The sequence below is a fragment of the Patescibacteria group bacterium genome, assembly GCA_018896215.1.
Lineage (GTDB): Bacteria > Patescibacteriota > WWE3 > 0-14-0-20-40-13 > 0-14-0-20-40-13 > JAHINB01.
This window is the reverse complement of sequence record JAHINB010000005.1, coordinates 1-26,595: the sequence shown is the minus strand read 5'-3', so window position 1 is coordinate 26,595 and position 26,595 is coordinate 1. Positions and strand designations below refer to the sequence as shown.

Sequence of the window (26,595 nt, the reverse complement as noted above, 5' to 3'; positions counted from 1 at the left end):
CTCCTGAAGGAGGAAGATTTTGCCTAATGTGCGGCGGCTTCGCCTTGTTAGGCTTATCGCTCGCAAAGCTCGCGACATCGCCTAACTGCGGTATACGCAAAATCCCCTTCGGGGACTTCGCTTATACCGCCGCACATTATATGACATATTACTCGGAATGCCACTCAACTTGAACTATGAACAAAGATTTAATAATTAAAGTCGACAACCTCTCCGTCAAAGGTGTCTTGGAAAATTCCGATGCTAAAAAGCTCGTAATTTTAGTTCACGGTTTTACAGGTGATTTGCACGGTCCGGACAATATATTTGAAAAGCTTTCCAAAAAATTACAGCAATTAGATTATGCGGTTATACGCTTTAGCTTTAGAGGAACCCCACCAAGCGAGGGTGAATATGTTGACATGATAGTTGATAAGCAGGTCGAAGACTTGAAAAAAGTTATCGAGCATGCCAAGTCGCTAGGATACTTTAACATAGCCCTGTTGGGTGAAAGTATGGGCGGTTCAATAGTGGCTAAAGCGTATGATCAATTTTTGAAAGCTGTAATTTTTTGGTATCCAGCATTTGATTTCGTTGATACTGCATTCAAAAACTATCTCACTGATGAATCTCAAAGGAAGCTTGTCGAACAAGGGTTTCTTTTGGAAGAAGGGTTTAAAGTTGGTAAACAATTTATAGACGAGATCCCTGACGTAAATTTATTTAATAGAATGGGCGAAATCAAATGCCCTATTCTCTTTCTGCATGGAGATAAGGATTCAGAAGTTCCGTACCAGCAATCAGAGAAAGCTTTTCAAATAGCCAATGACCTTAAGGAAATCCATATTATCAAAGGCGCAGATCACTGTTTTAGCAATGAACAAGACGAGGTTGTTGACTTAACGGCTAAGTTTCTACAACGTTTTTTCTAAAAAAGTCGTGGCATTCCTGTGTCATACAGCACATAACACGGTATATGGGGTTACAGAAAAATAGCACGATTAGAAAAAATAAGGGTGTGCCATTTTTTTCACCCAAATTTGCCTTATTTTTTCTTATTTGGTAAAATTCAAATATGACTAAACAAAGGGTTCTATCTACTCTTAAGAAATTTCAACAGCTGTCTGATTCAAGACGTCAGCGATTTTTTAGTGCTTTTGAAAAGAAAATGCTTTACCGAACAACCAAAACAGAGAATCCTGAAACCACGCCTCAAATGGTACAAAGGGTGCTTGCACGATACTAAATAAAGATATGGCCAAGCGCAAAGACGAAACAAGTTACAGAGAAACCGCATTTGGCATAATTCCCCGATCAAAACTCATTCCTCTTGAAATTGAAGGCGTAAAACGAACCTGGGATTTTATTTTGGAAAAGCGCAAGAAAACAAAAATTGCCATAATGCCATCTTTCGTCAAGAAACTTCACAAGATTGGTTTTGCTTGGATATTTCCAAAAGAAGGTGGTAATTTCCGAAAAGTTGAAGTAACTGTTTCAGATCACACCCCGCCGAAATACTATCTTATTTCTCAATTGATGGATAATTATTGTAAAGATTTAGCCGAGAGGCTAAAACATTTACCAGACTTAAATCAAGCCGATTTTCTTGGAGAATTGATTCGTTTTCTTGCTTGGGCACACCATCGGTTTCTTTGGATCCATCCATTTAAAGATTACAATGGTCGCATCGGTAGGCTTTTGATAAGTATCATTCTTCTTAATCTTAATTTACCTCCAATTGAATTGAAAGTTGAGACTAAAACAGGCAGGAAGAAATATATACAAGCACTAAAAAATGCTGACGAAGGAAATTTGTCAGAATTGGAAAAACTAATCCGCGATGCTGTTGAGGAAACAACTAAAGAATTAAGAGTATATGAGAAAAAATAAGGCAAACTTCCCATATACCGAAACGTTAGGCAAAATCTGCTCGCTTTGCTCGCAGGTTCCTCCTGAAGGAGGAAGATTTTGCCTAATGTGCGGCGGCTTCGCCTTGTTAGGCGTATCGCTCGCAAAGCTCGCGACATCGCCTAACTGCGGTATACGCAAAATCCCCTTCGGGGACTTCGCTTATACCGCCGCACATTGGGCGAAATCGCAACACATTAGCTGAAATGAATCCCTCCGCGACAAGTCGGGGAGTATCTTCTTTTACTTGCTTAATTCCAATATGTTAAGGCGCGAAGTCTAGGGTATAATAAGGTTGTTATGCAATCATATGATTGGTATCAACAGATTATTAAGCCTTCTTGGGCTCCTCCCGCATGGCTCTTTGGACCAGTTTGGACATTTTTATATGTTTTAATTACCCTATCGTTTGGCAGAGTCTTTTGGATGGTATTTAAAAAAGAGCTTACTTGGGTAGTCGCCTTGCCGTTTATTTTAAATTTAATTTTTAATCTTGCCTTTACCCCGCTACAATTTGGGATAAAAAATAATCTTTTGGCAACGGTAGATATTCTTTTAGTTTTGGGAACGCTCATTTGGGCAATAATTGTTATCTATCCACGGGTTCGTTGGGTAGCCTATCTGCAAATTCCGTATCTGGTCTGGGTTTTGTTCGCAACCATATTACAAGTAAGCATTACTTACTTAAATAAATAATTGGAGGTGGGAAATTATGATGAAAGGTTTTATTGATTTTATTCGGACCCAAGGAGTGGTTGGCTTAGCCGTTGGTTTTATTTTAGGAGGAGCTGTATCAAAAGTAGTCACCGCCTTAATTACCGATTTAATTAACCCAATTTTAGGATTAGTGTTAGGTGTCGCTGGTAACTTAAAAGAAGCTTCTCTTGTTGTTGGTCCAGCTAAATTTATGTGGGGGGATTTTGTTTCGGCTACAATTGACTTTTTAGTTATCGCGTTAGTGGTATACTTTGGGGTCAAAGGTTTGGGGCTGGATAAGTTGGATAAAAAGAACTAACAAGCTCTTTACATGGAGGAGTCGAATACTCAATGAGCTCCTGTGAGTACGAAGTACGAACAGATGGGCGAATTAGTCCTCCGAAGCCCGCAGGGCGTAAGAGGGGTTGGTCTGGAGTTGGTTTTAATGTGTATATACGGAGGAATACCCAAGTGGTCTAAGGGAGCGGTTTGCTAAACCGTCACGCCGTAAGGCGTGCGTGGGTTCGAATCCCACTTCCTCCGCCACGTAAAAATCTTGTCGATCCCCGACTCCGCCAGCTGGCGGAAGGTCGGGGGAGACTAGAGTTTTAGAGTGCCCCATTGAATTTGAGCAAAGCGAAAATTCTTTCGGGGCGGAATTGCCACATCGACAAGATTTAACGTGGCACAGCCATCACTAATTCTTATGCAAACGGAATTTGAAGCAAAAATATGTCAGTGAACATCACTTACTTCGTCCACGGAACAACCACAGATAATCAAAAACCAAATCTTGGAAACTGGGGTGGGGGTACATGCTAAAATGATTCTATAATGCCCAAAAAATTTTCTTTAGTTGGAATATCTCTTGTTTTACTCTCTCTAACTTTATTTCTAACCATTTTTGTTTGGAAAATTGTTCCGCAATACCTCTTTATCTCTTTGCAAAAGGGTTTTTTTGTCGCCTGCGATATTTTTTTAATTATCTTTGGTGCCATATTTTTTATTGAGATTCTTAAAAAGGAAAGAATCTTAGAAAGTATAGGGTTTTATCTAGAAAGATTTTCTAAGGATATTCGGATTCAAGTAATTTTTTTGGCCTGGTTTTTAGAAAATTTAATCGAAGGAATTGCTGGGTTCGGCTCACCTTCGGCAATTGTTGCTCCGCTTTTAATTGGTTTGGGAATTTCTCCAATTAACGCCGTGGTAATTTCGCTTTTTGGCAATAGTAGCGCTGGAGCCTTTGGCGCGGCAGGAACTCCAATACGAATCGGTCTTGCTGGGGTTGCTGTTCCTGCGGTAAATTTTTATACCGCACTGTTTAACTTTTCGGCGATTCTCGTTCCTACCTTTATTCTTTTAGCTCTTTCCCACGGAAAAAAAGATAAGATTTCGTTTATCAAAGGAGCACTACCTTTTGCCTTGTGGTCAGGGTTTGTTTTTTGGATATTTTCTTTTATGGGAACTTTTTTGGGAGGGGAATTTCCCACAATTGTGGGATCGCTTTTGGGCCTTTTGGTTGCTGTTTTAACTTTAAAGCTAAACATATTTGTTCCAAAAGATGTTTTTAGGCACGAGGATCGTGAATCTCCCAAGGCTCGCCATTCTTTAATTATGGCACTTTTTCCTTATCTTTTAGTTGTAACGCTTTTAATTGGCGGAAAATTTTTAAGTAGCGGGTTTAATCCCGGTTTTGCCCTCATCGTTTCGGGACTGATTGTCTTTGTCATTACTCGAAAAAAGGTTGATCGTACGGTTTCTCAATCCTTTAAATTGGCATTTGTTAGAACTGTTGAACCTTTTGTAGTAATTTTTGCCATGTCAGCAACTGTGCAGCTAATTTTAAATTCGGGTAATAATTATTCAGGTAATTCTTCGATATTAAGATTGGTTTCGGGGATTTTTGAAAATAATCATCTTCCGTTTTTAGCCCCTTTCGCTGGTGCTTTTGGCAGTTTTGTGTCGGGGAGTGTTACCATCTCCAACATTCTTTTTGGTAACTTTTTGGCAATGGCAAGCAATGTAATGAAGATGTCAACTGCTAAAGTATTAGGGCTCCAAGTTGCTGGTGCTGCCGCGGGAAATATGCTAGCTCTAGCCGATGTTTTAACCGCCGAGGCAGTAGCTGGTCTTAAAAATAAGGAAGTGGAAATTATAAAAAGAGTCTTTGTTCCTTGTTTAATTTATGTTGTTCTTACCGGTATTGCCGGGTTGCTGTTTGTGTAAGCGCATAAAAATGCAACCAATCTCCATTTCTGCTAGAATAATACCCATCATATGACTTTTAAGGATGTAATTGATTCTTACCAAAATAAAACCACCCCGCCCCAAGATCGTAAAGAGGCTACTATTAAAGTGTCCGCAGCCACTTCTGTTGTGGCGTTTCTCTACGAAAAAATTAGGGTTGCGGTGGAATTTAAAGAGGATCATCTTCTTCGCAAGCTGGCAATAGGAAGGATTCTCAATCGTCGCATCAAACTCGGAACTAACCGCAACAACCTCGCTTTGTATTTACTAAAAGAGCTTGTAAGGGCTAAATATCTTGCAAACGATACAATACCAGAAAGCAAAGTAACCGATATCACAAACATCCTAAATAAATATTTCTACATTCTAGACAATTACTCCACGGTTTTTAAATTCTCTAAATGGGATCTTACCGATTGGTTAATCTCAATCGCTTCGGTCGAAATTGACGAAAGTTTAGCTCCAGCAACGCAAAGAAATTCCCTGGCCTTATACATGGCAAAACTTCTTGCCAAAGAAACGGAACTTCCAGAGTTTGACTTGTACTTGGCAACACAAAAAGGACTTAATAAATCGGATAATGCGATTCTTCGTTATCTAGTTTTTATCCAAACCTTTAACTTTTGGGATAAAAATCCATCCGAGGAGAATTTAAAACTTGTTGCATCTCAAATTGAAGAAACTGTTAAAACCATCAACCTAAAGGTCGACGAAACCTTGGACTCGAGAAGCTTAAAGCTAGTTAAAGGACAAATTGCCCCGTTTGTTATTCTACGAGAAATTATGGCAAAGGATCCAAGCTTTCTCGAAACTTACCAGGATGAAAGGTTATTGGAGCAAAAGGTACGCAATATGTGCGCCTTAAAATACGCTCAAGTTGGCGATAGGTTAAAGAGAATGGTTATTCGTTCGGTAATTTATGTGTTTTTAACAAAAATGGTTTTTGGGATTCTAATAGAGGTTCCCTTGGATAGATTAACCTTGGGGCATATCAACTGGAGAGCGGCCAGCATTAATTTAGTTTTCCCGCCATTTTTAATGTATTTAGTTGGAAGCAGAACCCGCGTCCCGGGAGAAAAAAATACAAATCTGATAGTGACAAGGGCAAGAAATGTAGTTATAGATAACGAGTTAAAGCTATCAAAAAACGAGTTGCGGGTAGGTATTCCAAAAAAACGAAACTTACTGCGCGCCTTTTTTAGATTGTTTTATTTGTTTACCTTTTTTGTAAGTTTTGGAGCAATTACTTATTTGCTTTTAAAAATTGGTTTTACCTTTGTGAGCGTCGGGGTGTTTTTGTTCTTTTTGTCAGTTATCTCGTTTTTTGCTTTTATTATTAGGCAATCAACAAAAGATATTGTTTTAACTCATGAGGAAGACAGTGTATTAGGATCGGTTTTTGATTTGTTCTTTTTACCCATTTTGCGGGTGGGGCAAAGGCTTAGCCAAGAAATTGCCCGACTAAATTTATTTGTGTTCTTTTTTGATTTTATTATCGAGGCACCACTGACTACCATCATCGAGATAACCGAAGAATGGTTTGCGTATGTAAGAGAGAAAAAAGAGGAGGTTGTGTAAATTACTGCCTATGTTGGAATTATTTTTACGATTTTCTGGAATACTATCCATGCTTATAGCGTGGTTTTTTGTTGTTGCACCAGCGATTTTGCTGGATACTACTTTATTGTAAATCCTTTGTCCCTAGTGTTTATTGGATATTCATTAATTAGGTTCAGTCCCAACATATTTAAGCTTTCTCTCGTGATTGTTCCGATCTATTTTTTGGGGATGTTGTGGATATTAAAACGATTCAAAAACACCAACGCTCTAATGGAAATCTGGGCTTTTTTTCTTCTTTCCATTTGGACAGTATTTGTAACTTTTAGCTAGTGGTGTGTAGTCCAGTAATTTTTTGAGAAATGGGGTGAGACCTACTATCTTAATATTTTGGATAAATGTTGATTTACCAACCACTTTTTCTTCCACTTCGGAGGTGGAAGTTTCGCTCTACTTTTTGATGTAAGTTTTGTTAATCCACTTTACTATCGAAGAAGCAAGCATATCTTCCTGCTGGTCATAAGTATGATTAGCCTTTGGAATTATCTCTTTATCAAAAGACGGAGCTTTGGTAGCCCTTTTTTCTAATATACTTATGTCGTCATCAAGTGTTCTAACCACGATGTCGTCAAACTCTCCCATTATTGTAAAAACAGGTACTTTAATAGATTCGAGTTCGGGAAACGATTTTGGATTTCTCATTATTGGTAAATTGTCGGCTGGACAACCATCCTCAAACATATCAAGAAAAGTTTGTGAGCTTATGGTATACCAATCCCAAAGCGTACCAGATAGTAATTTTCTTGGATGTCCATTCTCGATATTTCTTTTTGCTTCACTAAGTTGCTTGTCGTACACTTTTGATTTTCCCGATTCTTTGCCGTTGGCGACCATATCCGGAGGAGATAAAAGAATTACGCCAATCAAGTTACGGAGACTCTTTTTGTAAATATAATGAACCACTTTGTTACATCCTAACGAGTGTCCAACTAAAACGATTTTTTTGTAGCCGAGACGAAAGACTTCGTTTACCCAAGCGTTGATATCATATATACAATCATTAAAGCGCTCATAGGTAGCTCCATGCCTTTCTGTGGTATAGGTAATTTCTTTTCCAATTTTTCTCTTATAGATATCGTTAATATGATTGTAGCCTCTATTATGACCATAAATAAAGCCAACACCTTGTTTAGAGAGCTTTTCTCCTAAAACATGGGCAAAGTAATTTTCGATAAAATTTCCTGACATTCCATGTATAAAAAGCACACAAATATCATTATCCTTTCCAACATAGTGAATACCTTGCAACCGTAGGTTGTCTTCAGTCCAAATATAATTGATGTTTATTTCCATAATATGGATTATATCTCATTTTAAGGAATTGGTATTCAGAAAAAATGGGGTGATGTCCAATTTTGGGTCTCACCCGAATAAGTGTTGGTTTATCAATTACTTTTTCTTCCCTCTCCGAAGTGGAAGCAAAGGTTTGACTTTTCTTTGGGGTTTTTGTTAAAATTAATTTATTATGAAGAAAGTAAATACCTCTACCAAAAATATGAGTAAGTACGCTGGAAAGTGGGTGGCTATAGATCCTAAAAAAGATCGTATTATTGCCACAGGAATGACCTTAAAAGATATTTCTCCTTTAGTATCTGGTAGAGTCGGAGAAGAACAAAAAATAAAGGCTTTTTCTTTTAAGGTTCCCCGCAAAGATGAGGGTCCTTATATTTTAGTTTTTTAATAAGAAAATGCTCAATTTTCCGTATCAAAAAGATGCGAGAGATAATTACTTTCCCGTTGTTGACTTTTTAATCTATTTTAAAGGTAATGTTCAAAGAACTTCAGCACTAATTGACTCTGGAGCAACTGTTTCCGTTTTTAAAGATGATATAGCCGAGCAACTCGGAATAGTAATCGAAGAAGGCATAGAAACTTATTTGGGAGGAGTAGGAGGAAGAATTAAAGGATACATCCATAAACTAGAGTTAGAAGTTGCTGGTAAAAAGTTCGTCTGCCCTGTGGTTTTTTCCTACGAATATCTGGTTTCGTTTAGTTTATTAGGGAGAGAGGCGTTTTTTAAACAATTTAAAATTGTTTTTGAGGAAAAGAAAAATTTACTGGAACTCGCGTAATCTTTCTTCTTAGAATATACACTAGCTTTAATGTTTTCACCCTTTGGTTTTCCTCTCTCTGACTCGTTCTATTTAGGACTATTCTGAATAAACAAGTTTGTTTTTGGCGAAATAAATGTTGGTTTATCAACACAAACTCTTCCACTTCGGAGGTGGAAGTGGGAGACCTCACTAATTCCAACCCAACCTCTGAGGTTGGGTTTTAATTTTGTACCCCTTGAAATTTAATTTCCAATTAGATATATTTAGGGTTCGAAAGTTGAAATTCCTCAACCTATGCTAAAAGTAGAAAATATCACCAAAAAATTTGGTCGCACAGTAGCTTTGGATAATGTTAGTTTTGAAATAGATAAAGGCGAAGTTGTGGGACTTCTTGGTCCCAACGGCGCCGGTAAAACTACTTGTATGCGAGTCGTCGCAGGGTTTTATTTTCCCGACGATGGTGCTATCACAATTGATGGTCTAAATCACGCCAAAAACTCAACCAAAATTAAATCGCTAATTGGGTATCTTCCCGAGAACAACCCTTTATATCCTAATTTAACGGTTGCCGAATATTTAGAATTTGTGGGCAACCTTAAAGGTATCGTCAATTTGTCCGAGGAGATATCTCAAGTAGTTAAAAAAACTTATTTGCAAGAAGTTTATTACAAAGAAATTGCAACACTCTCTAAGGGTTTTAGACAGAGAGTGGGGTTGGCGCAAGCGCTTTTAGGAAATCCGCAAATTCTTATTATGGACGAGCCAACCGAAGGACTTGATCCCAATCAACGCGAGGATATAAGAAAATTAATTAAAGAAATTGGCAAAGAAAAAACGGTTTTATTAAGTTCCCATGTACTAGACGAGGTGCAAAAGACCTGCGAAAGAGTCATTATTATCGCTAAGGGAAAAATTGTTGCCGATTCCCCGGTTAAAAGACTCGAGATGGGTGGGGGGGAGACGGCAGTTTATCTTAAAGCGGAAGGTAAAGGTATTTTAACCGCACTAAAAGCCTTAAAAAATGTTTCCCGTGTCGAGAAAACAGAAGACGATTCCTATTTAGTTTATTCAGAAGGCGACCATGATTTACGAAGTGAAATCACTAAGCTTGCGACCAAAAACAAATGGCAGTTGCTTGAAATTTATCTTAAAAAGAAATCATTAGACGAAGTGTTTAAAGAGTTAACCACAAATCATGTCTAAACTATTAACCATCGCCAGGCGAGAAATCGCCAACTTTTTTAATCAGCCCGTGGGTTATGTGTTTTTTGTTGCCTTCGTTGCCATCTCTTACTTTTTATTTTTTCGCCAAATATTTTTAAGTGGGTTTGCCTCTATCCGCCTTTATACTCTAAACATTCCAATTCTGTTGGCAATTATTATTCCAGCTCTAACCATGGGGAGCATTGCCAGCGAAAAAAGTAATAAAACTGCCGAAACCATCTACACCTCACCCATATCGTTAATAGATTTCGTCCTGGGAAAGTTCCTGGGAAACTTGGCAATCTATTCGCTCATGATTTTGGTTACCCTGTCAATTCCTATCTCGCTCTCTTTCTTTGGGGCATTTGATTGGGGAGTAATTGTCACAAGTTATCTAGGAATCTTGCTTTTGGGTGCGTTTTTTATTGCTATTGGGGTTTTTATTTCGGCAACAACAGAAAATCAAATTGTTTCGTTTATTGTATCTTTGGTCGCAATTTTGCTTTTGGTGCTTTTAGGGTCGGACTCTGTAACTACAAGTCTGCCTCCTTTTTTATCTTCTATCGTTGCTTACTTTGGGGTATTCAGTCGTCTCGGGTCTTTTAATAAGGGGGTGTTGGATTTAAGGGATATTTTGTATTTTGCGAGTTTTAGTTTACTTTTCTTGGTTTTAACTTTTTATCTTCTTGCTGAAGGTCGCACCGTGAGAAAAGGAATTCTAGCTTACACCTTTAAAACACTCACAATTTTTCTTTTTATTGGGGTTGTGGCTTTAAATATTGTAGTCAAACCAATCTTTTTGCGCTTGGATTTAACTCACGACAAAGTTTACACGCTCTCATCCACCTCAAAAGATATTCTTACAAAGCTCGATGGTAACACTTCGTTGGTTTTTTACTATTCTAAAGACTTGCCTCCAGAATTTTCGGAGCGCAAAGACGCCTTAATGGATTTGCTAAAAGATTTTTCTAAAGTTCCGAGGAATAAATTAAAAATAGAATATAAAGAGGTAGTGGGGGCAGATGCCGAAACTCTAGCCCAAAATGATGGTATTACCCCAGTGCAATTTAATACGATTAAAAACGATGAGTTTCAAGCTAAGCGGGGAGTACTTGGAATTGTTGCCAAAAACGGAGAAAACAGGGAACCAACTGCCTTTTTAGAATCGGTTGAAGGGTTGGAATACCAAGTAATCTCTCTTGTTCGCAGAGTTTCGGGCGGTTCCAATAAGAAAGTTGCCTTTATTACCGACAGTAACAGTTTAGGTTTATACACCGACTTATCGGCATTTAGAGACGAGTTATCCAAATATTATCAAGCAACAACCTTATCTTTGGTGAAAGGGGAGACCGATAAGGAAGAAAAAACAATTCCGACCGATACTGATGTTGTGGTTTTAGCCGGTCCTAAAGAAAATCTGGACGCGGGTGTTTTGGAAAAGCTCAAAAAATTTGTTGAAGGAGGAAAGTCCTTAATTGTCTTTGCCGACACCAACGAAGTTTCTTTACAGACATTATCGCCCTTAGAAAATACGACAAATGTCAACGACTTAGTCAACGCCTACGGAATAACCATAAACAAAGGAATTGTCTACGATCTTAAAAACAACGAGAGGATAAATTTAAACCAAGGTTTTTTTAGTTATGTTTTGCCTTATCCATATTTTGTAAGAGCAGAAGTAACAGCCGATGGTAAAAAGATTTTGGGGAATGTTCCTGCGGTGTTGTCTTTGTGGTCTAGTGATTTATCTATGAGTGTGGTTGACGGTATAAAACAGACTGTTGTTGTTAAGACCTCGCAGTACGCAGGTGTTGATGAAGAAGCAAATGCAAACTTACTCCCAAGCAAAGAATTTTCCCAAACAAATCTTAAAGAGCGAAACATGGCAACAATTTCCGAACTGGCAAATGGGGCAACTGTAATTGTAGTTGCCAATGACGATATGTTGCTCAACGATTATTTTAGCGCTGACGCGACCTTTGTTTTAAATTTGTTTGATATAGCCACGAATGACAAGGGGTTTGTTGCCATCCGTTCTAAATCCAGCATTCCTAATCCTTTAGTATTTAAGGACGAAGCAACAAAAAATGTGGTTAAATACGCTAACTTAATTGGTATCCCCTTGTTAATTGCTTTTTTTGGTCTCCTTCGCTTAAAAATCCGCTCGCAAAGCTTTGCTCGAACATACCATGCAAGTTGATCCCTCAAAAAAAGGCAAATTATTTACCGTAGGTGGTGAGAATATTATTCACCATTACGGAAACGGTTATCTATTAAAATCTCCGATTGGAATAAGAATAAGACTCGGTAAAGAGAATTTTGTAAATGAGGTTGTAACCGATTTTCCCATTCTAAAAAAATACCTTGGAGAATTCTTGCCAGAGGTAAGCGTTGTCCCTCAAACTCAAAATAATAAACCCTATTTTAATATCCTGCAAAAATTTGTGGAGGGAAAGGTGCTTTGCGAGAAAGATTTAAAAAATCAGGAAATCAAAAATCAGTTTGTTAATCTCGTCAAACAAAATAAGGAAATGGAGGAGGAACATAAAATCTCTTGGGATTTTTTTGGAGCCGAAAGCTTATTTTTGGGAAATAAAAGCAAAGTAGCGAATCTTTTTATTACTCCCAGAAATGAACTTAAAATCATTGATATTGGAACTATGCGATTAGAGAGGCGAGGTCAACCACTTCTAGTTTGGGCAATTATTTTGTGGGCCCACCGTCGTCAAAAACACTATTTGGATTTTCTCTTGCGTTGAATTCGAAATTTTTTAATTTGCGATTTTGATTTTTTGATCTCCCGTTTGACTACTACAGATTTAGTTGGAAGTTTCGATCTAGGGATTACCAGAGGTATATACATTGAGGCCAAAACAATGGTTGATAATGTTAATATTACGAAAGAAACAACCGAAGCCACAGGAAACACTCCAACTTTCCACGAATTTAGCAACAGTGGCTCGGTAAATAATCTAATCAGAGAAAATCCTATAAGGTAAAGTAAAGCAACAGACCCGCTCTTACGCGCTTTAAATTTGATAAATACTAAACATAAAAAAACGAACAGGATTAAATTTAGTAAAGATTCGTAGAGAAACAAGGGGTGGTAGGTAGTATAAAGCTTGTATCCAACGGGTCTTGCGTTAAAGGGAATCTCAATTCCCCAGGGGAGTTTTGTGGGGGCTCCTAAAAAATTGTAGCTAAAGTAATTGCTCCAGCGACCAACAGCATGTGCCAAAGGCAATCCCAAGGCTACGAAATCAGCGATAATTATTGCAGGGGGAATGCGTTTGAATCTCACCAAAGAGAAAGCAATTAATCCCCAAAGACCAAAGACTATTGCCCCGATAACTCCAATTCCGCCCTCCCAAACCGTTAGTATTTTAATTGGGTGCTGTAGATAGTATTCCCAATAATTGATTACATGGTAGAGTCTCCCACCAATAAAAGAAGATAGCGCAATGACAATTATGGCATTCCAAAAGTCGTTAGTGTCAATTATCGGTTTTGGTTTAATAGTAGCTAGATACTTCTTAAATTGGTGATACGAAAATAGTACTCCCAAGAATATTCCAAGTAATATAAAAATATTAGATAAAATAATAATCATTGTTTAGAGGGGCAAAAATTACTAATGGGGCATGCGTTGCATTTTGGTGTTAATGCTTTACAAGTATATCTACCGTGCAAAACAAAAAGGTGGGACACATCTGCCCAATTTTCTTTGGGATAAATTTTCATTAAATCTTGTTCAATCTTTATGGGGTCTTTCTTAGAGGTCAAGTGGAGCTTTTGCGATACTCTGGAAACATGGGTATCCACAACAACACCCTCCGCCTTGTTAAAAGCGTTGATTAAAATTACATTGGCGCTTTTGCGACCAATTCCTGGGACAGTGACAAGTTTTTCTAATGAGTCAGGAACTTTGCCCCCAAAATCGGCAATTAATTTTTGACAAGCTCGTTTAATGTAACTCGCCTTTGCTTTGTAGTAATTGATACTGGAAATATATTTTTCAATATTGGCTATATCAGCGTTAGCAAAATCATGTACGGTTTTAAACTTAGCAAAAAGCGCGGGAGTAGCTTTATTGACTCCAACATCGGTTGCTTGCGCCGAAAGCACAACTGCGATTAAAAGTTCTAATGGAGTTTTGTAATTAAGCTCGGTATGAGCGTTGGGGTACTGATCCTTTAGAGCTTTTAGAATATACATGGGAAATTCGTTTTGCATATTTTAATACTATCACTTATCATAGAATGTATGAAAGTTGCTTTTTTTGATACAGATCCTTCCGAAAAAGATTTTTTTATCGAACAACTTAAGGAAAAGGCAGAACTCCTGTTTTTTGCGGAGCCTATTTCTAAAGTAGCGGTTGATAAAATTAAAGATTGTGAGATATTTTCGGGATTTGTGTTTTCTAAATTTCCCAAGGAACAGATAGAATCTCTTTCAAACATCAAACTTATTGCCACCCAATCTACTGGTTACGATCATATTGATCTAGATTACTGCAAAAGCAAAAATGTCACGGTTTGTAATGTACCCGAATATGGATCGTCAACCGTTGCCGAACATACATTCGCCTTAATCCTCGCTCTTACAAAAAGATTAATGGAATCAAACGCACGGGTTAAGAGCGGTTCCTTTGATCCCGAAGGGTTAACAGGGGTGGACTTAAAAGGAAAAACTTTGGGGGTGGTGGGAACGGGGAAAATTGGAATTAATGTCATAAAAATTGCTAAAGGGTTTGGAATGACTGTCGAGGCGTATGATCCCTACCCAAAACCAGAAATGGAGGGGTTTTTGGGTTTTAAATATGTTCCTTTGGAAAAAGTGCTTTTCGAAAGCGATATTGTGACGCTCCATTGCCCGCTTTCCGATTCTACAAAACATTTAATTAATAGCAAAAATATTGGGCTCATGAAAAAAGGAGTTTACCTAATCAACACGGCTCGTGGGGGGCTGATAGAAACACAAGCGCTGTTTGAGGCTCTACGAAATGGTAAGGTTGCAGGCGCTGGTTTGGATGTTTTAGAGGAGGAGGATTTTTTAAAGGAAGAGCGAGAGCTGTTGTGCAAAGGATCAACTCAAAAAGCTAATTTAACAACACTTGCTCAAAACCATATCCTTGTCAATTTATCTAATGTAATAGTTACGCCTCACAACGCCTTTAACTCCAAAGAAGCCCTGCAGAGAATTCTTGACACCACTGCCGACAACATAGCTTCGTATCTCGAAGGTACTCCTGTAAACACGGTCTAAAAATTCCAAATAGATATCGTGATAAAATCTGCCCATGGCGAAAAAATTACAGAAAGTTGTTGTTGGAATTAGTGGTGGAGTAGACTCTGCCGTTTCGGCGTATTTGTTAAAAGAGCAGGGGTACGATGTAACAGGGGTTTATATGTGGTGTTATGGTTCTAATGACGAACACTGTAGGGCTCATCAAGATCGCGCTGATGCGATTAAGGTCGCAAGTCATCTAAATATTCCTTTTGAGGTTTGGGATTTTGAAAAAGAATATTCCGAAAAAGTTTTAAAATACTTTTACGACGAATATCAAAATGGTCGTACTCCCAACCCCGATGTGGTTTGTAATAAGGAGATTAAGTTTGGGATGTTTTATGAGAGAGCTATCAAGGAGCGAGGGTTTGACTATGTGGCGACTGGACATTATGCTAGGAAAATTCAAAGTTTAGGAACTGGAGCAGATCCAAAAAAAGATCAATCCTACTTTCTATATCGTATTAAACCAGAACAATTACCCTATATTCTATTTCCCGTTGGGGAATTAACTAAAAAAGAAGTTCGAGAAATTGCCAAAAAAGCAGGTCTTCCAGTTTACAACAAGCCCGACAGTCAAGGAGTGTGTTTTGTGGGCGAGGTTTCTCTGCGAAAATTTTTGGAGGGAAAAGTAACCTATCAAAAAGGGAATATTGTGGACACCAAAGGAGAAGTTATTGGTAGTCACGAGGGTTTACCATTTTATACCATAGGTCAACGCAGAGGCTTTACTCTCACAAAATATCAAGGCTTACCCTTGTATGTTATCTCAAAGAATATGGAGAGAAATGAGCTTGTGGTTGGTTTTGGCAAAGAAACGGAAGTGGGGGAGTTTAAGGTAGGAGATATTAACTGGCTAGTGGAATTTAATTCGGGTTCGTCCCATCCGCCAGCTGGCGGAAGGACGAACCCGTATGAGTGTTTTGATGATTTAAAAGTTCGGATTAGGCATCTCGGTAAATTAACCCCATGTAAATTAGAAGTAATACCTCATTTGCAGGTAAGGGTCGAATTAGAAACTCCCCAGCGGGGAGTTGCCCCTGGCCAGTCAGCGGTGTTTTATCACAATGATATTGTGATTGGTGGTGGTATAATTCAGTAACTATGAGTATTGGCAGACCAGCAACAGTAATTTTTAAAGAAACTTCCATTAAAGTTTTTACAGCAATATTTAAAGGTATTGCCACAGTAGTTAAAGGCGTGTTTTCTGTGTTTTTGGGCGGGTTAAAGGGTTAAGAGCTTTTAAAATAATCCGGTAACTTTCCCAAAATCCTTTTTGGCGGTAATTAAGAGGTATTCTTTTACGCTTTCGTTTTCTCTATGTATTATTCCTAGCACTACTTTTTTCATGGTTTAATTCTCCACAAATCCGAATTCTTTTAACCACGGGTCGTGGGTGGAATAGAAATTTCTTTCCCACTTATGCTTTTTTAACTCTTTCAGCAATTCTTTGGATAATTTTCTGCCGTCAGAAATTGTGGTGTTTGATTCGACAAATTGAACTTTTCTCATTCCTGGGATTGTTGTTGAAATTTCGTCAAAAGATAAGATATATCTTAATGCCAGTTCTGCCAAAGATGTCGTCTCTTTTCCTAATAGTTCTTTAAGTTTATCGGTTCTAACAACGAGTTCGTCTAATCTTTCTTTACAAAAATAGTCGTTCCTAAAATCCCCTTCTAAAAACTTGTGATCCCCGGTCCATTTTCCAGTAAGTCCGCCCTCGTCTAAGGGAACTCTTGCAATTAACCCTATATTATTTTGCTTAGCATATGGCAAAAGTTTTTCGGTAGGTTTTTGGTGAAAGATATTAAAGATAAATTGAATAGTTTCGATTAAACCGGTATCTAATGTTTTAAGACAATTACTTGGTTGGTAATCGTTAACAGAAATTCCCCAATGTTTAACCTTGCCTTCTTTTGTTATTTTTTGGATGGTTTCTTTCCATTCGTCCTCTGTCGACCAATCATCCTGCCAAACATGAAATTGCATTAAGTCGATATACTCAATGCCCAAGCGTTTTAAGGATTCATTAACAAGGGTCTCAATCTGCTCTTTTGGAAATACCTCTTTTATTAAAGTGCCTTTTAAAGTAGGCCAATTCCAGTTCTTTGGAGCGATCTTTGAAGCTATAATCAGATTGTCCCTTTTTCCGCTTTCTTTTAAAAATTTTCCTATTAAGTCTTCGGCTGTTGGGTTTTGTTGACTTTCGCTATCGTAACCGTAGATCCAGGCAGTATCAATAAAATTACCTCCAAGTTCTACATATTTGTATAATGCTTTAATACTTTCGTTTAAGTCACCTCCGACCCACATATTTGGATCATTGGCTAGTTGCCAAGTTCCCATTCCAATTTCGGAAACTTTTAAATTTGTTTTTCCAAGAGCCCTGTATTTCATATTGTTAATTATAAACTAAGTTAATAATTTGTTATCTGTACTCTTTATCAAAAAATTCTTTTTGGAAACTACAGAATGCCCGAGCTTTTTTTCTAGTTCCTTTCGTGCATTTCCGGCAATGCTTCCACCAACTTTTGCGTCCTCTTTTAGTTTTTTAACACCTTTGGAGTTTTCGTTGCGGTGAATTTCGGTTGTCGAGCGTTCTCCTAACATATTAAATATCAATTCAAAATCGTCCATGTGGTCTCGGAGGTTTTCTCGTTTTAAACCTTTAAGGTTTTTGTATTCGCTTGGAGTTACTCCAAATGTTGCCTTGGAAATTTCGGAAGTTAAAATTTGATAATCTTTACCCTCTTTTGCTCCTCGTTTTTTCCATTCGTCAGTTAATTCCTCTCTAATTGTAATCCCACGCATTCGCTTTTCTATCCAACTATCTGGATAACCTTTAAGTTTGTAAAGCATTCGGGTTCGTTTAGTTGCTAGTTCTGGATCTTCTATTTCTTGAATTCTTTCGTAGCCGACTTTAGCCAACCAGCGTTTAAATGGTTCGGCTTTGGGGGAGGGGATAGATTGGACAAGTCTTAATACACCTTCGGTATTCCAACAATACATTTTTTGCTTCCCACCCAATGTTTCTACTTCCAACATAAGGGGTGGTACAAATTGTACCCCTCCTTGATTGATGAGTTTTGATAACTCCTCGTCTCGCTCTCTCATTCTCTTAAAATATTGTGCTGGGTCAGAAGAATTGGTCAGTACACTAATAACATCGTTAATTACAAACCACCACTCTTTTTGATAAAGCTTTTTTCTAACCTCCCTACCTTGAAATAAGGATATTTTTGTAAGTCCTGCTGTTTCCATAATTACACTATCATTCCATATCTAACCCGAATGTGCAAGAGGAAGAACTTGCCCGTTCTTCGCTCCTATCGGAGCTACGAAGGGCATAAGCCTTTGTAGTTTGTTATACAAACACAAAGACTAATGGTGGGCGAGAGAGGATTTGAACCTCCACGGATTTTACTCCACTGGCTTCTGAAACCAGCCTGGCTACCATTACAGCACTCGCCCGTGGGAGCATTTTACCTTGTTGACAGGCATAGGTAAATCGGGTATGTTTCGCTATACATTAAACCCCCGTAATACGGGTGGGTTAGTTTTGTCTTTTAGACCTTTAACAATTTAATATCAATAATTTAGCTTATTAGCAACTTAATTCTTTTAAGATGATGTTAATTTAAGCTATTAGTTCAAGTGAAGTTCAAAGATTAAATGGTGGAAAGATTCTTTTGAGAGTTTGATCCTGGCTCAGGACGAATGTTGGCGGCGTGCCTAATCTATGCAAGTCGAACGCCCGCCTCTCAAGTCGCAAGACGAGAGGGCGGGAGTGGCGAACGAGTGAGTAATACGTGGGAATCTACCCTTGTCACAGGAATAACTCACCGAAAGGTGGATTAATACCTGATGGTCTCCAGGTTTAAATCTGGAGTAAAGTTCTGACCTAAAGTCGGAATGGACAAGGAGGAGCCTGCGGGCTATCAGCTAGTTGGTAGGGTAAAGGCCTACCAAGGCTATGACGGCTAGGGGACGTGAGAGCGTGATCCCCCACGATGGAACTGAGACACGGTCCATACACCTACGGGTGGCAGCAAGTGGGAATATTGCGCAATGGGCGAAAGCCTGACGCAGCGACGCCGCGTGAAGGATGAAGGCCTTCGGGTTGTAAACTTACATTAAAAAGCATCGGCTAACTACGTGCCAGCAGCAGCGGTAATACGTAGGATGCAAACATTGTCCGGATTTATTGGGCGTAAAGAGTTCTGTAGGCGGGGTAAAAAGTTGTCTGTTAAAGACCTTGGCTTAACCAAGGAAGTGCATGCAATACTATTACCCTAGAGTTACCTAGGGGTAGACGGAACATATGGAGTAGGAGTGAAATCCGTTGATACCATATGGAACACCAAAGGCGAAGGCAGTCTACTGGGGGTTAACTGACGCTAAGAGACGAAAGCGTGGGGAGCAAAACGGATTAGATACCCGTGTAGTCCACGCTGTAAACAATGCCTGCTGGATACCTAGTCCGCCTTTGGCGGATCGGGTGTCGAAGCTAACGCGTTAAGCAGGCCGCCTGGGAAGTACGGTCGCAAGATTAAAACTCAAAGGAATTGGCGGGGACCCGCACAAGCGGTGGAGCATGTGGTTTAATAGGATGATAACCCAAGAACCTCACCCAGGTTTGACATTCCGATGCAATTCCGCCGAAAGGCGGAACTCCTTCGAGGGTTCGGAACAGGTGTCGCATGGCTGTCGTCAGCTCGAGTCGTGAGATGTTCGGTTAAGTCCGTTATCGAGCGCAACCCCTACTACTAGTTGTATCACTCTAGTGGGACTGCCCGTGTAAACGGGAGGAAGGTGGGGATGACGTCAAGTCAGCATGGCCTTTATGCCTGGGGCTACACACATGCTACAATGGTCGGTACAATGGGTTGCAATCCCGCGAGGGTGAGCTAATCCCCAAAACCGATCTCAGTTCGGATTGAAGGCTGCAACTCGCCTTCATGAAGTAGGAATCGCTAGTAATCGCCGGTCAGCTATACGGCGGTGAATACGTTCTCGGGTCTTGCACACACCGCCCGTCAAGTCAGCAAAGTTAGAACCATCTAAAGACCCGAATTTAGCAACGCAAGTTGCTTATTGAAAGGTCTAAGTTGGGGCTAGTGATGAGGATTAAGTCGTAACAAGGTAGCGCTAGGGGAATCTGGCGCTGGATCACCTCCTTTCAAAGGAGATGCCTTCCGATGGTTTTAATCATCGGAAAACTCACAGATTTCTTTTAAGTCGAAAGGATTCTGGAGGCAAACAATTTCTTTTTGCCAATCTCACGGAAAAAGAACAGACAGCTTGGTTGGGTGAGGCTAAACCTAACAACGAGTCTTTCCACCATTTTGTTTTTGAACTCACTTTAAATGTAAGCGTCGCGTCAAACGCGATTTGCACTGTAAATACAGTGCATTTTTTATATGTGTTAGAATTTAAGTATGAAAGATATCTCTGCCCTTCTTGATAAGAATGGTTACATAAAAATTGCAGCGCTAGATCATCGTGATTCTTTAAAAAAATTAATTCCCGAAAAAGAAATTCTAGATTTTAAAACTATCTGTATTAAAGAGTTTAACCCTTATGTAACCGCGGTAATTCTTAATCCAGAATATCTAAAGAGCTCCGAATTTAAAAATATTAAAAAACCCTTCTTAGTGTGTTTGGAAACTTCTGGGTATACAGAAACAGCAAATGGGAGAATATCTAATTTGTATGAGGACTTTAATGCCAAAGATGCAAAGGAATTAGGAGCATCTGCTACAAAATTAAATATTTATTATAATCCCACTGCCCCTGCAAAACGCCATCAACTGGAAGTAATTAAAACAGCTCTCGAAGAATCTCGTAAAGCAGGTCTCCCTTTTCTTTTAGAAATTGTTACTTACCAATATCAAGATTTACCCTACAACGAAAGTAGGTGTATTGCTCAATCTGTTGAGGAATTAAAAGATTATGGTGATATTATTAAAATTAATTTTTGTGAAGATTTAGAAATTTTATGCGACTTGATAAGTATTGGAAAACCTTGGGTGTTACTTAGTCGGGGTAGAAAATATATTGACTACAAGAAATGTTTACAACAGTCAAAAGATATTGGTGGGGCAGTAGGTTTTGCCGTTGGGCGATCTTTGTGGCAAGAAGTTGGAGAGCTAAAAAGCTGGAAAGAACGCGAAAAATTTATCAAAACCGTTGCAGCAGATCGTCTAAAAGAATTATCAGAAATGTTTTAGGTAAGGGATTAAATAGGGATTATCCCAAATTTGGGATAATCCCTAATCGAGAATCGGAAGATGAATTATTTGGGAAAAGAAGCACCAGAAACATTTAACAATAAAACCGTTTTTGTAAGGGTGGATTTTGATGTTTCCTTTAACGAGAAAGGAGAAATTGTCGATGATTTTAGGATCAAAAGATGTTTCCCAACCATTGACTACCTTATTTCAAAAAAAGCTAAAGTTGTACTTGGAACAAAGCTTGGTAACCCCAAAAAGGACAACGGTTTTTCTTGCGAACGACTCTTAAGCTGCTTAAGTAACATAAGTCACTTACAGTTTGTAAAAGATTATTCCGGGGAAGAGGCACAAAAGGCTATCAGCGATCTTAAAGATGGAGAAGTGTTACTTTTAGAAAACCTGCGATTGTTTCCAGAAGAATGGGGAGACGAAGCCTTTGCCCAAAAATTTTCCAGCAACTTTGACTTTTATGTCAACGAAGCTTTTGCCATGTGTCACGATAGTGATACCTCAGTTGCTTTACTGCCAAAATACTTAACAAGTTATGCAGGTTTTAATTTGCAAAAAGAAGTAGAAGTCCTCTCGACAGTTTTAAAAAATCCCCAAAGACCGTTAATTCTAATTGTTGGTGGAGCAAAAATAGAATCCAAACTTCCTATCATTACAAGTTTTTTAGACAAGGCTGATAAAATTATCATTGGGGGAAAGTTAGCACAATCACAAGAGGCTCAAAAATTTGCAAATAATCCCAAGGTGTTTTTAGCCACCTGCGATTCTAGTGGGTTTGATATTTCTCAAGGTTCGGTTGGAGAGATCTTAAGTAACTTGAGTAACTTAAGCAAAGAAGGGGGAAAGGGAACCATTGTTTGGGCAGGACCGGTGGGAAAGTTTGAGGAGAAAGAACACGAAAATGGAACAAAAATGGTGGCACAAGCACTTGCTAATAGCTCTGCCTACAAAATTGCTGGTGGTGGGGATACCATAACCGCTATAAACAAATTTGGTCTCGCCACAAAATTCGACTTTCTTTCTACTGGAGGAGGTGCTATGCTACAGTTTATTAACGGTAAAATCCTTCTGGGATTGAAGGTTTTGGAATAGTTCTGTTTCTACATGAACAATAAAATTTTAGTTTTATTACCAGTTATAGTCTTGCTAGTTCTTATATTTTCTGGTCGTTTTAAGAAAGATCCAGAAGAAAAAAGCACTTCTTTAAATATGCCACAAACAACCTCCTTAGAACCAACGACCTTAAATGTTACAGACAACAGTATTAAATACGCCACCATCTCAACTACTAAAGGTGACATCAAAGTAGAGCTTTTTGATAAGGATGCTCCAAAAACAGTAACCAATTTTAAGAGCAAAGCTGTCTCCAATTACTATCAAGGCTTAACCTTTCATCGTGTAGAGGATTGGGTAATTCAAGGTGGCGATCCGTTAGGAACCGGTACCGGCGGGGGAGATATGCCGACCGAATTGGCGCAAACGCCTTTTGAGATAGGGTCACTTGGGATTGCTCGGGCGGGGGACATAAATGTGAGTAACGATTCGCAATTTTTTATCTGCACCGCAGATTGTTCGTGGCTTACTGGTCAATATACAAATTTTGGTAAAGTAGTGGAAGGGTTGGATATAGCGCAAAAAATGCAAGTGGGAGATAAAATCTTAGAAATTAAGTTAGAGGAATAGCAATGGAAGAAGTTGCAGACGAAAAAAGATATCTGTTTACTAAAAAGCATACTAAGTATTTTTTGGGGTTCTTTTTAGTTTTGGTTTTACTCTCTCCAGCTCTGTTTTATTTTTACTACCAGGGGGCTGTTGAGAGGACAAATTATCCTGAAGAGAAAATTGCGTCAAACGAGGATTTAACTCTTCCAGTTGATGTCATAATTAAACCCGGAGATACCACTACTCAAATTTCCGATTTACTTTACCAAAACGATTTAATTAACAGCGCTTCTTTATTTAAATTATATTTATTTATCAACAAAGGAAAAACAATTCAAGCTGGTCATTACAGGGTTCCTTTAAATTTAAATCTTCCCGAGCTGGTGGATTTTTTTGGCAAAGGAACATTTGATATTAAAGCCACCTTTTTAGAAGGGTGGAGAGTAGAACAGTATGCCGAGTATATTTCCGAAGCATTTAATAATCCTTCGTTGGGATCTGAATTTTTAAAAATAGCCCAACCTTACGAAGGGTTTTTATTTCCCGACACTTATTTTATTCCCCGGGAGGCTACGCCAGAGCTTATTTTAAACCTGCTTCGCGACAATTTTACTTCTCGTGTTGATCCCTTGTTACCTCGCAATGTTTTTGTTGCGCCGGAATATGGTCTAAACGAGGCTGTTATTCTGGCATCGATATTAGAAAGAGAAGTAGCAAGTAGCGAGGATAGACCCATTGTGGCTGGAATATTATTTAAAAGGCTAAAAAACGATTGGCCATTAGATGCTGATGCCACAGTACAATATGTAATTGGACAAGAGGGAAATTGGTGGCCTTCCAACTTAACACTTGATGATATTAATAGCTATTCTTCTTACAATACCAGGCAAGTTGAAGGGTTGCCACCAGGTCCGATTTGTAATCCTAGTTTAGATGCTATTAAAGCCGCACTTGCCCCGCAAGAAACAGCCTACTGGTTTTACTTAAATGGTAAAGACGGTCTGATTCATTTTGCAAAAACAATCGAAGAACACAATGCCAATATAGCAACCTACCTCTAAGAAGTATCGAACTCCTTTTAAATTTATCATTAAAATAGAAAAGTACATCCCGCCAAGGTTACGAATTCTCCAAGTTTTCGTAACCAAGGCGGAGTCTCGGGTCGTGAGGTTTACTCGCCGCCGACCCTAGCTGGAGCTGGTGTGATTGCCAAGATGAGGAACATCTTCATTGAGGACTCTCCCTTAACGAGAGAGCCACACTGGCTTGATCCCCACACACTCCATTCTTTGTCGCTTGCTGTTACCTCCTTGTATTCCAAGATTACCTCACCATAGTGAGTTAGCAGGAGCTCCTCAGCTCTCTTGCCCATCTCTTGGCTACCAGTGCAGTATCCAGCAGCGGTATCGTGTGTGAACCACACTCTCCAGTTACCGTTGTTTGTTTGCTCGATGTTTCCAATGGTGTCGCGGATGTAGCCATGCTTGATGTTTGTCGCGGTGCAAGCTACACAGAACACCAAAAGAAATCCGAGAAGAACGAAGGTCATCAGTTTTCTTTTCATGCCAGGTATCTCCTTGTAAGTGGAAGTTAGAAAATCCGCCACATAGGCGGTTGATGGGGGAAACTGCCGGTATTATATCTTATAGTACTTCCAAACGCAACACTTTTTCTATCTAGTAAACTCTTCCACCTCCGAAGTGGAAGAACTGGAGTTTCTAGATCAACAAATTCCCCCCTTGCACATTCGGGTTAGATATGGAATCATATAACTATGGCTAACACCAAACAAATCACAATTTTTGAGGGGCGAGAGATTCGCAGGCAGTGGAACGAGAAAGAGGAGAAATGGTATTTTTCGGTAATCGATATAATTTCTATATTAATAGGGCAACCAAATTTTAAGAGGGCTCAAAGCTATTGGACTACACTCAAAAACCGTTTAAAAAAAGAAGGAAACGAGTCTGTCACAAAATGTGACAAACTCAAATTACAATCTGCCGATGGGAAATTTTATAAAACCGATGTAGCAGATGTAGAAACACTGTTGCGATTAATTCAATCAGTACCAAGTCCAAAGGCTGAACCAATTAAACTATGGCTAGCTCGTGTGGGATACGAAAGAATACAAGAGACATCGGATCCGGAAATATCAGTTAATCGTGGGCGCTTAAATTGGCAAAAAATGGGTCGAAGCAAAGAGTGGATTCAGCAACGGATGATGGGGCAGGAGATTAGGAACAAGCTAACGGATTACTGGCAGAAAAACGAGGTAAAGGAACAAAAAGAATACGCAATTCTTACCAATATTATCCATCAAGAATGGAGCGACTTAACAGTTAAAGAGCATAAGAGTTTAAAAAATCTCAAGACACAAAACTTGCGGGATCATATGTCCGATGCGGAATTAATATTCACTGCCTTAGCAGAACTTTCCACTCGTAAGATTGCAGAAACTGTGCAAGCGAAGGGGCTGGAAGAAAATAAAACCCCAGCTAAAAAAGGTGGAAGAATTGCTAAAGATGCAAGAAAGGCGTTAGAGGAAAAAACAGGAAAAAGCGTAATTACCGAAGCGAATTTTCTGCCCAAAACCCAAAAACGGTTAGTCGGTTAAAAATAATAAAATAATGTCTGATAAGAAAATTTATACACAAGAAGAGATAAGTAGCCTAGAATCTGGTAAAGAGTATGAAAATTGTGTTTTTGATAAACATGAAATAAAAGGAAAGGAATTAAAAGAATGTGTCTTTAAACAATGTTCGTTTGAAAATTGTAATCTTATAAACACAAAATTCAATGGAGCCTCGTTTTTTAATTGTAACTTGAGTAATACCAACATTGCAGGTTGCAATTTTTTCTCTGCCATTTTGGAAAAATGCAAACTAATGGGGTTAAATTTCTCTAAAGCCGATTCCTTAATTGGAATTACTTTTATAAAATGCAATTTTGATTTTGCAGATATGCGAGGCGTTGATTTGTCCAGTCAAGATTTGTCCGAATGTTCTTTTGAGGAAACCGATTTTTCTTTAGCAAACTTAGAGAAAACTATTTTTGTAAACTCTCGTATAATAAATATTAAAACTAACGAGGCAAACTTACTTTTTACCGATTTTAGAGGAGCAGAATTGCAGGGATTTGATCTTAGAACAACCAATCTTAAAGGAGCTATTTTTACTCCTCAACAATTACAAATGTTGGCGACAAATATTGGAATACAAGTACTAGACTCAAAAAACTAAAAGTTCTGTTGAAACAAGTAATCATGAAAAAGAATATACAGATTTCCAAACAAAACAGCTTTACGGAATTTATGCTCTATACCGCGCCAAATGGTAAAGTAAAAGTAGAGATATTTTTGCGTGACGAGACCGTTTGGTTGACGCAGACTAAAATCGCCGAACTTTTTAATGTGGATAGAAGTGTGGTTACCAAACATCTCCAAAATATTTTTCAGGAAGGCGAATTAGATAAAGATGCAACTTGTGCAAAAATTGCACAAGTTCAAACAGAGGGGTTGCGAAAGGTTACGAGGGATGTAGAATTTTACAATCTCGATGCCATTATTTCTGTTGGTTACCGGGTTAATTATGCACAGGCCACGCATTTTCGTATTTGGGCGACGCAAATTCTTAAAGAATACATCATCAAGGGTTTTGCTATGGATGACGAGAGGTTAAAAAACCCTAACAATATTTTTGGGG

General features: G+C 38.7%; 27 protein-coding genes, 2 tRNA genes and 1 rRNA gene. 23 read left to right on the top strand and 7 right to left on the bottom strand.

Features of this window, described 5'->3' with window-relative positions:
• The first annotated feature begins 176 nt into the window (after window positions 1-176).
• The 8 genes from KKF75_01125 to KKF75_01090 all read left to right on the top strand — a co-directional run bounded on the left by KKF75_01125 (window position 177) and on the right by KKF75_01090 (window position 6,408).
• Window positions 177-911, top strand: coding sequence for a lysophospholipase (locus KKF75_01125; protein ID MBU4380806.1), 735 nt, complete (start codon window positions 177-179; stop codon window positions 909-911).
• Window positions 912-1,054: 143 nt separating this feature from the next.
• Window positions 1,055-1,225: a hypothetical protein gene (locus tag KKF75_01120; GenBank protein MBU4380805.1), complete on the top strand. Its 171-nt coding sequence runs from the start codon at window positions 1,055-1,057 to the stop codon at window positions 1,223-1,225.
• 8 nt (window positions 1,226-1,233) lie between these two features.
• On the top strand, window positions 1,234-1,869 hold the full coding sequence (locus tag KKF75_01115) for a Fic family protein (GenBank protein MBU4380804.1): 636 nt from the start codon (window positions 1,234-1,236) through the stop codon (window positions 1,867-1,869).
• 318 nt (window positions 1,870-2,187) lie between these two features.
• Window positions 2,188-2,583, top strand: a complete 396-nt coding sequence (locus KKF75_01110) for a tryptophan-rich sensory protein (GenBank protein MBU4380803.1) — start codon at window positions 2,188-2,190, stop codon at window positions 2,581-2,583.
• A gap of 16 nt (window positions 2,584-2,599) precedes the next feature.
• Entirely contained in the window at window positions 2,600-2,902 is a 303-nt protein-coding gene (locus KKF75_01105) for an MscL family protein (GenBank protein ID MBU4380802.1), read from the top strand.
• Between the two features lie 138 nt (window positions 2,903-3,040).
• Window positions 3,041-3,129 (top strand) — tRNA-Ser (locus KKF75_01100).
• Window positions 3,130-3,417: 288 nt separating this feature from the next.
• Window positions 3,418-4,809: an L-lactate permease gene (locus KKF75_01095; protein MBU4380801.1), complete on the top strand. Its 1,392-nt coding sequence runs from the start codon at window positions 3,418-3,420 to the stop codon at window positions 4,807-4,809.
• Between the two features lie 51 nt (window positions 4,810-4,860).
• Complete coding sequence (locus KKF75_01090; protein MBU4380800.1) at window positions 4,861-6,408, top strand: hypothetical protein; 1,548 nt, start codon at window positions 4,861-4,863, stop codon at window positions 6,406-6,408.
• 429 nt (window positions 6,409-6,837) lie between these two features.
• Here KKF75_01090 and KKF75_01085 read toward each other — a convergent pair whose 3' ends face one another.
• Entirely contained in the window at window positions 6,838-7,740 is a 903-nt protein-coding gene (locus tag KKF75_01085; protein MBU4380799.1) for an alpha/beta fold hydrolase, read from the bottom strand.
• A gap of 172 nt (window positions 7,741-7,912) precedes the next feature.
• Between KKF75_01085 and KKF75_01080 the strand changes: the two genes are divergently transcribed.
• From KKF75_01080 to KKF75_01060, 5 genes are all read left to right on the top strand, one after another.
• The gene (locus KKF75_01080; GenBank protein MBU4380798.1) at window positions 7,913-8,128 is read left to right on the top strand and encodes a hypothetical protein; all 216 of its coding nucleotides are present in this window, start codon (window positions 7,913-7,915) and stop codon (window positions 8,126-8,128) included.
• Between the two features lie 7 nt (window positions 8,129-8,135).
• Window positions 8,136-8,519 (top strand): retropepsin-like domain-containing protein, encoded by a 384-nt coding sequence (locus KKF75_01075; protein MBU4380797.1) that lies wholly within the window; start codon window positions 8,136-8,138, stop codon window positions 8,517-8,519.
• 276 nt (window positions 8,520-8,795) lie between these two features.
• On the top strand, window positions 8,796-9,704 hold the full coding sequence (locus KKF75_01070) for an ABC transporter ATP-binding protein (GenBank protein MBU4380796.1): 909 nt from the start codon (window positions 8,796-8,798) through the stop codon (window positions 9,702-9,704).
• Complete coding sequence (locus KKF75_01065) at window positions 9,697-11,904, top strand: Gldg family protein (protein MBU4380795.1); 2,208 nt, start codon at window positions 9,697-9,699, stop codon at window positions 11,902-11,904. The genes KKF75_01070 and KKF75_01065 overlap by 8 nt, the downstream gene beginning before the upstream one ends.
• Complete coding sequence (locus KKF75_01060; protein MBU4380794.1) at window positions 11,894-12,463, top strand: hypothetical protein; 570 nt, start codon at window positions 11,894-11,896, stop codon at window positions 12,461-12,463. The genes KKF75_01065 and KKF75_01060 overlap by 11 nt, the downstream gene beginning before the upstream one ends.
• Here KKF75_01060 and lgt read toward each other — a convergent pair.
• A complete protein-coding gene (gene lgt / locus KKF75_01055; GenBank protein MBU4380793.1) occupies window positions 12,439-13,314 on the bottom strand; it encodes a prolipoprotein diacylglyceryl transferase in 876 nt (291 codons plus the stop codon). The two genes, KKF75_01060 and lgt, sit on opposite strands and share 25 nt — an antisense overlap.
• The gene (nth, locus tag KKF75_01050) at window positions 13,311-13,937 is read right to left on the bottom strand and encodes an endonuclease III (GenBank protein MBU4380792.1); all 627 of its coding nucleotides are present in this window, start codon (window positions 13,935-13,937) and stop codon (window positions 13,311-13,313) included. Before nth ends, lgt begins: the two co-directional genes overlap by 4 nt.
• A gap of 21 nt (window positions 13,938-13,958) precedes the next feature.
• Here nth and KKF75_01045 point away from each other — a divergent pair, with 21 nt between their 5' ends.
• Both KKF75_01045 and mnmA read left to right on the top strand, forming a co-directional pair.
• A complete protein-coding gene (locus tag KKF75_01045) occupies window positions 13,959-14,969 on the top strand; it encodes a hydroxyacid dehydrogenase (GenBank protein MBU4380791.1) in 1,011 nt (336 codons plus the stop codon).
• 34 nt (window positions 14,970-15,003) lie between these two features.
• Entirely contained in the window at window positions 15,004-16,092 is a 1,089-nt protein-coding gene (gene mnmA / locus KKF75_01040) for a tRNA 2-thiouridine(34) synthase MnmA (protein MBU4380790.1), read from the top strand.
• A 251-nt stretch (window positions 16,093-16,343) separates the two neighbouring features.
• Here mnmA and KKF75_01035 read toward each other — a convergent pair whose 3' ends face one another.
• From KKF75_01035 to KKF75_01025, 3 genes are all read right to left on the bottom strand, one after another.
• The gene (locus KKF75_01035) at window positions 16,344-17,387 is read right to left on the bottom strand and encodes an aldo/keto reductase (protein ID MBU4380789.1); all 1,044 of its coding nucleotides are present in this window, start codon (window positions 17,385-17,387) and stop codon (window positions 16,344-16,346) included.
• Between the two features lie 15 nt (window positions 17,388-17,402).
• Window positions 17,403-18,251: a Bro-N domain-containing protein gene (locus KKF75_01030; GenBank protein ID MBU4380788.1), complete on the bottom strand. Its 849-nt coding sequence runs from the start codon at window positions 18,249-18,251 to the stop codon at window positions 17,403-17,405.
• A 124-nt stretch (window positions 18,252-18,375) separates the two neighbouring features.
• Window positions 18,376-18,461, bottom strand: a tRNA-Leu gene (locus KKF75_01025).
• A 214-nt stretch (window positions 18,462-18,675) separates the two neighbouring features.
• Between KKF75_01025 and KKF75_01020 the strand changes: the two genes are divergently transcribed.
• The 5 genes from KKF75_01020 (at window position 18,676) to mltG (ending at window position 23,955) form a co-directional block, all read left to right on the top strand.
• Window positions 18,676-20,170, top strand: a 16S ribosomal RNA gene (locus KKF75_01020).
• 258 nt (window positions 20,171-20,428) lie between these two features.
• A complete protein-coding gene (locus tag KKF75_01015; GenBank protein MBU4380787.1) occupies window positions 20,429-21,220 on the top strand; it encodes a hypothetical protein in 792 nt (263 codons plus the stop codon).
• 60 nt (window positions 21,221-21,280) lie between these two features.
• A complete protein-coding gene (locus tag KKF75_01010; protein ID MBU4380786.1) occupies window positions 21,281-22,324 on the top strand; it encodes a phosphoglycerate kinase in 1,044 nt (347 codons plus the stop codon).
• 171 nt (window positions 22,325-22,495) lie between these two features.
• Window positions 22,496-22,915 (top strand): peptidylprolyl isomerase, encoded by a 420-nt coding sequence (locus KKF75_01005; protein ID MBU4380785.1) that lies wholly within the window; start codon window positions 22,496-22,498, stop codon window positions 22,913-22,915.
• Window positions 22,916-22,917: 2 nt separating this feature from the next.
• The gene (gene mltG / locus KKF75_01000) at window positions 22,918-23,955 is read left to right on the top strand and encodes an endolytic transglycosylase MltG (protein ID MBU4380784.1); all 1,038 of its coding nucleotides are present in this window, start codon (window positions 22,918-22,920) and stop codon (window positions 23,953-23,955) included.
• A gap of 110 nt (window positions 23,956-24,065) precedes the next feature.
• Here mltG and KKF75_00995 read toward each other — a convergent pair whose 3' ends face one another.
• Window positions 24,066-24,458 carry a hypothetical protein gene (locus tag KKF75_00995; protein MBU4380783.1) on the bottom strand — a complete coding sequence of 131 codons (393 nt, stop codon included), beginning with the start codon at window positions 24,456-24,458 and terminating at the stop codon, window positions 24,066-24,068.
• 210 nt (window positions 24,459-24,668) lie between these two features.
• On the opposite strand from KKF75_00995, the gene KKF75_00990 reads away from it, so the two are divergent.
• The 3 genes from KKF75_00990 to KKF75_00980 all read left to right on the top strand — a co-directional run.
• On the top strand, window positions 24,669-25,508 hold the full coding sequence (locus tag KKF75_00990; protein MBU4380782.1) for a hypothetical protein: 840 nt from the start codon (window positions 24,669-24,671) through the stop codon (window positions 25,506-25,508).
• 13 nt (window positions 25,509-25,521) lie between these two features.
• Complete coding sequence (locus KKF75_00985; protein ID MBU4380781.1) at window positions 25,522-26,133, top strand: pentapeptide repeat-containing protein; 612 nt, start codon at window positions 25,522-25,524, stop codon at window positions 26,131-26,133.
• A gap of 23 nt (window positions 26,134-26,156) precedes the next feature.
• Window positions 26,157-26,595 (top strand): virulence RhuM family protein (locus KKF75_00980; GenBank protein ID MBU4380780.1); only part of this gene is annotated, 439 nt, incomplete at its 3' end.

Coding starts and splice junctions, on each gene's coding strand:
- KKF75_01125 (MBU4380806.1), top strand. CDS start 177: ATGAACAAAGATTTAATAATTAAAGTCGACAACCTCTCCGTCAAAGGT.
- KKF75_01120 (MBU4380805.1), top strand. CDS start 1,055: ATGACTAAACAAAGGGTTCTATCTACTCTTAAGAAATTTCAACAGCTG.
- KKF75_01115 (MBU4380804.1), top strand. CDS start 1,234: ATGGCCAAGCGCAAAGACGAAACAAGTTACAGAGAAACCGCATTTGGC.
- KKF75_01110 (MBU4380803.1), top strand. CDS start 2,188: ATGCAATCATATGATTGGTATCAACAGATTATTAAGCCTTCTTGGGCT.
- KKF75_01105 (MBU4380802.1), top strand. CDS start 2,600: ATGATGAAAGGTTTTATTGATTTTATTCGGACCCAAGGAGTGGTTGGC.
- KKF75_01095 (MBU4380801.1), top strand. CDS start 3,418: ATGCCCAAAAAATTTTCTTTAGTTGGAATATCTCTTGTTTTACTCTCT.
- KKF75_01090 (MBU4380800.1), top strand. CDS start 4,861: ATGACTTTTAAGGATGTAATTGATTCTTACCAAAATAAAACCACCCCG.
- KKF75_01085 (MBU4380799.1), bottom strand. CDS start 7,740: ATGGAAATAAACATCAATTATATTTGGACTGAAGACAACCTACGGTTG.
- KKF75_01080 (MBU4380798.1), top strand. CDS start 7,913: ATGAAGAAAGTAAATACCTCTACCAAAAATATGAGTAAGTACGCTGGA.
- KKF75_01075 (MBU4380797.1), top strand. CDS start 8,136: ATGCTCAATTTTCCGTATCAAAAAGATGCGAGAGATAATTACTTTCCC.
- KKF75_01070 (MBU4380796.1), top strand. CDS start 8,796: ATGCTAAAAGTAGAAAATATCACCAAAAAATTTGGTCGCACAGTAGCT.
- KKF75_01065 (MBU4380795.1), top strand. CDS start 9,697: ATGTCTAAACTATTAACCATCGCCAGGCGAGAAATCGCCAACTTTTTT.
- KKF75_01060 (MBU4380794.1), top strand. CDS start 11,894: ATGCAAGTTGATCCCTCAAAAAAAGGCAAATTATTTACCGTAGGTGGT.
- lgt (MBU4380793.1), bottom strand. CDS start 13,314: ATGATTATTATTTTATCTAATATTTTTATATTACTTGGAATATTCTTG.
- nth (MBU4380792.1), bottom strand. CDS start 13,937: ATGCAAAACGAATTTCCCATGTATATTCTAAAAGCTCTAAAGGATCAG.
- mnmA (MBU4380790.1), top strand. CDS start 15,004: ATGGCGAAAAAATTACAGAAAGTTGTTGTTGGAATTAGTGGTGGAGTA.
- KKF75_01035 (MBU4380789.1), bottom strand. CDS start 17,387: ATGAAATACAGGGCTCTTGGAAAAACAAATTTAAAAGTTTCCGAAATT.
- KKF75_01030 (MBU4380788.1), bottom strand. CDS start 18,251: ATGGAAACAGCAGGACTTACAAAAATATCCTTATTTCAAGGTAGGGAG.
- KKF75_01015 (MBU4380787.1), top strand. CDS start 20,429: ATGAAAGATATCTCTGCCCTTCTTGATAAGAATGGTTACATAAAAATT.
- KKF75_01010 (MBU4380786.1), top strand. CDS start 21,281: ATGAATTATTTGGGAAAAGAAGCACCAGAAACATTTAACAATAAAACC.
- mltG (MBU4380784.1), top strand. CDS start 22,918: ATGGAAGAAGTTGCAGACGAAAAAAGATATCTGTTTACTAAAAAGCAT.
- KKF75_00995 (MBU4380783.1), bottom strand. CDS start 24,458: ATGAAAAGAAAACTGATGACCTTCGTTCTTCTCGGATTTCTTTTGGTG.
- KKF75_00990 (MBU4380782.1), top strand. CDS start 24,669: ATGGCTAACACCAAACAAATCACAATTTTTGAGGGGCGAGAGATTCGC.
- KKF75_00985 (MBU4380781.1), top strand. CDS start 25,522: ATGTCTGATAAGAAAATTTATACACAAGAAGAGATAAGTAGCCTAGAA.